The organism is Mesorhizobium sp. M7A.F.Ca.CA.002.15.2.1 (assembly GCF_003998715.1).
Taxonomy (GTDB): Bacteria; Pseudomonadota; Alphaproteobacteria; order Rhizobiales; family Rhizobiaceae; genus Mesorhizobium; species Mesorhizobium ciceri.
In genome coordinates this window covers 1-5,124 of the sequence record NZ_RZPI01000402.1, presented here as the reverse complement: position 1 = coordinate 5,124, position 5,124 = coordinate 1, and the positions used below count along the sequence as shown (strand labels likewise).

The 5,124-nt window shown below is 63.7% G+C and carries 4 protein-coding genes; 1 reads left to right on the top strand and 3 read right to left on the bottom strand.

Features of this window, described 5'->3' with window-relative positions; translation table 11 throughout:
* From ENZ74_RS21000 to ENZ74_RS20985, 3 genes are all read right to left on the bottom strand, one after another.
* Positions 1 to 498: ABC transporter permease (locus ENZ74_RS21000; protein ID WP_164761105.1), on the bottom strand; the 498-nt coding region annotated here is incomplete at its 3' end.
* Positions 499 to 720: 222 nt separating this feature from the next.
* Entirely contained in the window at positions 721 to 2,250 is a 1,530-nt protein-coding gene (locus ENZ74_RS20990; protein ID WP_027161803.1) for an ABC transporter substrate-binding protein, read from the bottom strand.
* A gap of 110 nt (positions 2,251 to 2,360) precedes the next feature.
* Positions 2,361 to 3,935: an NAD(P)/FAD-dependent oxidoreductase gene (locus ENZ74_RS20985; RefSeq protein WP_063169952.1), complete on the bottom strand. Its 1,575-nt coding sequence runs from the start codon at positions 3,933 to 3,935 to the stop codon at positions 2,361 to 2,363.
* Between the two features lie 119 nt (positions 3,936 to 4,054).
* Here ENZ74_RS20985 and ENZ74_RS20980 point away from each other — a divergent pair, with 119 nt between their 5' ends.
* Positions 4,055 to 4,846, top strand: a complete 792-nt coding sequence (locus tag ENZ74_RS20980) for a cyclase family protein (protein ID WP_063169953.1) — start codon at positions 4,055 to 4,057, stop codon at positions 4,844 to 4,846.
* Positions 4,847 to 5,124: the final 278 nt, after the last annotated feature.

The following is a 5,124-nucleotide window of genomic DNA, read 5'->3' as shown; positions in this document are numbered from 1 at the left end:
GGAAATGTCGAAGATCGGCACCAGCCCGCCGAACAGCAGGATCAGCACCAGGCCCCACAGGAAGTCGGGAATGGAAAGCGCCGCGCCGCTGGCGATGTCGATGCCGGCCTCGACCGCCGTGCCGCGTTCGCGCGCGCCGATGATTGCCGTCGTGCCGCCGAGCGCCACCGCCATCACAAGCGCGACGATGGCAAGCTCCAGCGTCGCTGGCAGCCGGTTGAAGACGAGACCCAGCACATCCTGCCTGAGCGAAATCGAGGTGCCGAAATCGCCCCTGGCGACGCCTGACAGCCAGATGAAGAATTGCTGCACGATGGTCTTGTCGAGGCCGTAGAGCGCTCGCAGCCGGGCAATGTCGGCATCCGTAGCACCAGGCGGCAGCATCATGGCGATCGGATCGCCGGGCGCGACGCGGATCACGACAAAGACGACGACGGCCACGCCGAACAGCGTGATCAGCATCGTCAGCAGACGGATCAGGAATCTTTGCAGGAGCATTCTGGCGTAGGCCTAATGCGTTTCGGTGACTGATGGAACGAAGACCCCTCATCCGGCCGCTTCGCGGCCACCTTCTCCCCGAGGGGAGAAGAGGTCGCTGACGGCTGAGCCGGTCTCTTCTCCCCAGCGGGGAGAAGGTGGCCCGAAGGGCCGGATGAGGGGGCCTGCGCAAGTTGGGAGAAGGCATGCCGGCTTTGCGACAGCGCGCCTTTCTCGACTCTCTCAGGCCGGGGTCATCAGGGCCGGCAGCAGCGCGCCCGACACATGCTGAACCACATTGACGCCCTTGGCATGGACGATGGGCTGCGCATACTGCATCAGCGGCAGCACATAGGCCTGCTCGGCGATGTATTTGTCGACAGCCTTCCAGCCGGCGATGCGCTTGGCCTCGTCCTTCTCGCCCCACAGCGGGTTGATCATGTCGATCAAATCCTGGCTGTCCCACACCGAATGCGGGCTCGGGCCGTACATGGCAAAGCCGGTCGAGGTGGTCGGATCGCCGATGGCGTTGCCCCAGTTGTAGAAGGCGGCCGGCGCCAGCTTATCGGCGGCGCGCAGTTCGTAGTGCTTTGCGATCTCGTAGACCTCGATCGTCGCCTCGATGCCGACCTTGCGCCACATGCCGACGATCGCCTGGATCATCTCATAGTCCTTGGGCTTGAAGCCCTTGGTCGTCTGGATGGTGAACTTGACCGGCTTTTCCGGCGAATAGCCGGAGGCAGCCAGCAATTCCTTGGCCTTTTCCGGATTGTGCTCGACCTTGATCGACGCGTCGTAGGATGCGTATTCCGGCGTTTCCAGCGTATCGATCGGCTGTCCGTAGCCGCGCAGCAGGCGATCGACCAGCAGCTTCTTGTCGACGGCCATCACGGCGGCCTGACGGACGTTCTTGTCCAGCATCGCCTCGATGTCGTTGAAGAAGATCATGCCGATGTCGGAAACGTTCTTGCACGAGCCGGCCAGCCCGTCCTTGGCGATCAGCCGGTCATACTCCTCGTAGGGGATTTCGAGCGTCACTTGCGAGGAGCCGGATTCGATCTCGGCGACGCGGCTTGCCGCGTCGGCGACGAACTTGATCGTCACATTCTCGAAGGCCGGCTTGCCGCCCCAGTAGTTCGGGTTTGCCTTGAGCCGCAGGAAAGCGTTGCGCTCGAACTTTTCCACCATGTAGGGGCCGGTGCCGATCGGCGCCTTCTCGAAACCTTCGGCGCCGACCTTCTCGTAATAGGCCTTCGGCATGATGTAGCCGGTCAGGAACGACATCCATTTGAAATAGACCGGGTCGAACTGCACGACGTCGCCGGTGATCTTGTTGCCGTCGATCTTGAAGTTGTTGACGTTCTTCCAGACGAACTGGATCGGGTTGCCGGTCTTTTCGTCGCCTGCCCGCTGTAGCGACCAGACGACGTCCTCGGCCGTGAACGGCGAGCCGTCATGCCAGGTCACGCCTTCGCGCACCGTCATCATGATCTTCGTGCGGTCGTCGTTCCAGCCCCATTCGGTGAGCAGGCCCGGCGCGAAGGACAAATCGGGCTTCTGCGGGATGAACTGGTCGAATACCGACTGGTAAAGCCCCTGGATCGTCGGGTTGACGGCCGAGGGTCCGGTGGTCGGATCCCAGGATGGCAGGTTGACATTGTAGGCGATGGTCAGTTCGCCGGCAGCCGCCCTAGCGATCTGCGGCAGGCCGACGGCGGCCACCCCGAGTGCCGCGGCGCTGTATCCGAGCAATTCCCGTCTGTTGATTGTCATGGTCGTTCCCCTTGTTGGTTTTGTTTCTGCGCGGCGTCTTCAGGTCATTGGTTCAGGCTTCTTGGGCAGCAGCGCCTTGCCCCTCGTAGCCTCAAGGAAATCTCCGGCTCCTACCTCCCGCCAAGCTGTTGTGCGAGCATGAAGCCCGACGCCGCACCGGTGCCGGCGCCCGGCCATGTCGCGGCTCCAGTGAGGTGCAGATGCGCCACCGGCGTGTTCCAGCCGGCATAGTTGCGCGCCGGGCGGAATAAAAAGTTCTGCGCCAGATGATGGCTGCCGCAGACCTGGTCGCCACCGACGAGATTCGGGTTCTCACGCTCGAGGTCGATGGGCGAGAAGACGGCGCGGCCGAGAATCTTGTTGCGCAGGCCGGGCGCATAGGTCTCGATGATGTCGAGGACACGGTCTGCGTAGACCTCCTTCACCTTGTCCCAATGGTCCGGTGCGATCTTGCCGGCGGCATCGCCCAGGATTTCGGCCGGCAGCATGCGCACTTGCACCCACAGCACATGCTTTCCCTGAGGCGCCCGCGACGGGTCGATCGCCGTCGGCTGGCCGACCACCAGCACAGGCTCGTCCGGCAGCATGCCCGCCATGGCCTGCTGATAGGTGCGCGACATGGCGTCGAGCGACGGCGACAGATGCACATAGGCGAACTGCCGAAGCTCCGCTCCGGCACGCCAATCCGGCAAATCGTCCAGCGCCAGGTGGATCATCATCGTGCCTGGCGCATGGCGGAATTTCTGCATCGCCGTGTCGAAGCCGGCGTCGCCCGAACCATTGGGCAGCAGCTTGCCCGTCAGCGCCTTGGGCGCGACGCCGGCAATGACTGCCCTGGTGGCGGTATGCGTCTCGCCCGAAGCGAGCCGTACGCCGGTCGCCTTGCCGGCCGAAACGGTGATCTCGGCGACTTCGGCGCCGGTGACGATCTTGCCGCCGGCGGAGGTCGCCATGCCAGAGAGGGCACGGATGATGGTGTCGGCGCCGCCCTTGCCCAGCACCATGCCGAAACTCTGGTTGGCCATCGATTCCAGATAGGGGAAAACCGCACCGCCGGCGATATCCGGGGCGAAGTCGAGATGCATGCCCCAAGTGGCGAGCGTTGCCCTGATATGCGGCGACTCGAAAGTTTCCTCCAGCCAGGCGCGGGGTGAGGACAGCAGCAGCCGGCCCGTATCGAGCGCTCCGGACATGCCCTTCTTGCGCCACAGGTTCCACGCCGTGCCGGCAAGCGCGCGGGCACTCATCGGCGAACCCAGCAGCCGGAACAGGTGTTCGGCCTCCGCCGGGAAGGCGGCGACCAGCCTGCGCCATGTGGCGGCGTCGGCGGCTGAGAAGGCGGCGATGCGCGCGGCGGTCTTTTCCAGATCGTTGCTGACGCCGAACCAGCGCCCGTCAGGGAATGCGCTGGCGAAACAGTCGGCGACCGGGGCGAACTCCAGCCCCTGCGCTTTCAATTCATTTGCATATTTCCGGTGGAAGGCCGAGCCGGCGAAGAGGCTGAGATTCATCGCGCCGAAATCGTGGCGGAAGCCGGGAAGGGTGAATTCGCGCGTCTGGACGGCGCCGCCGATTGCCGCGCCGCGCTCGAAAACCCCTGTTTTCCAGCCTTTGAGCGCCAAATGCGCAGCGCATGCCAGACTGTTGTGGCCCGCCCCGACAAAGATGGCGTCGAACTCGCTCACGCCCCGTCCCCATTTCCTTTATGCTTAAAGATAATTGCAGATGCATATGTTTTCGTCTAGTAGGATATTAAGGGCCGAGACGAGCCTTGATCATCACACGAAAGAGGGAACTTCAAACCATGGACACGCAAAAACTCCTCGGCGAAGTCGCCGGCCAGCTTCTTTCAGGCGCCATCAAGGTGGTCGACCTGTCGGCGCCGCTCGGGCCGGACACGCCGTTGATCAAGCTGCCGCCGGAACTCGCCGTCGACACGCCGAAGGTCGAGATCCACAACATCTCCCGTTACGACAAGAACGGTCCGTGGTGGGCCTGGAACTGGCTGAAGCTCGGCGAACATTCGGGCACGCATTTCGACGCGCCGCAGCACTGGATCAGCGGCAAGGATTATCCGGACGGCGCCACCGACACCATTCCGGCGCAGAATTTCGTCGGCCCGGTCAATGTCATCGACTGTTCGAAGGAAGCCGCCGCCGACCCCGATTTCCTGCTCACCGTCGACCACATCAAGGCCTGGGAAGCCAAGCACGGTGCGATCAATGCCGGCGAATGGGTGGTGATGCGCACCGACTGGTACAAGCGCAACGGCTCGGAAGCCGAGTTCCTCAACGCCAACGAGACCGGTCCGCACACGCCCGGCCCGACGGCCGAAGCCATCCAGTTCCTGATCAGTAAGGACATCAAGGGCTGGGGCTCGGAGACGATCGGCACCGATGCCGGCAAGGCCGGTGGCATGGAGCCGCCATTCCCGGCGCACACGCTGATGCACAAGGCCAACCGCTACGGTCTCGCCAGCCTTTGCAACCTCGACCAGCTGCCGCCGAAGGGCGCCATCCTGATCGCGGCGCCGCTCAAGATCGAGCACGGCACCGGCAGCCCGATTCGCGCGCTGGCGCTGGTGTCGAAGCAATAAAGCGAGGTGGGTCTTCGGGAGAAGATCATGCGAGAAGGCGAAACCGGGTTGATGGCAGGTAGAGGGTGGCAGGCTTGTAGCGCTAGCGCCCTACGGCGCCCCCCTCTGTCCTGCCGGACATCTCCCCCTCAAGGGGGGAGATTGGCCTTCACAATGGTTTTCGCCAATCTGCGACGTTGCAGGATTGAGTGGGGCGCCGAAGCTGCCAATCTCCCCCCAAGAGGGGGAGATGGCCGGCAGGCCAGAGGGGGGCGCCGTAGAGCGCAATTCCACGCGAT

Coding starts and splice junctions, on each gene's coding strand:
- ENZ74_RS20990 (WP_027161803.1), bottom strand. CDS start 2,250: ATGACAATCAACAGACGGGAATTGCTCGGATACAGCGCCGCGGCACTC.
- ENZ74_RS20980 (WP_063169953.1), top strand. CDS start 4,055: ATGGACACGCAAAAACTCCTCGGCGAAGTCGCCGGCCAGCTTCTTTCA.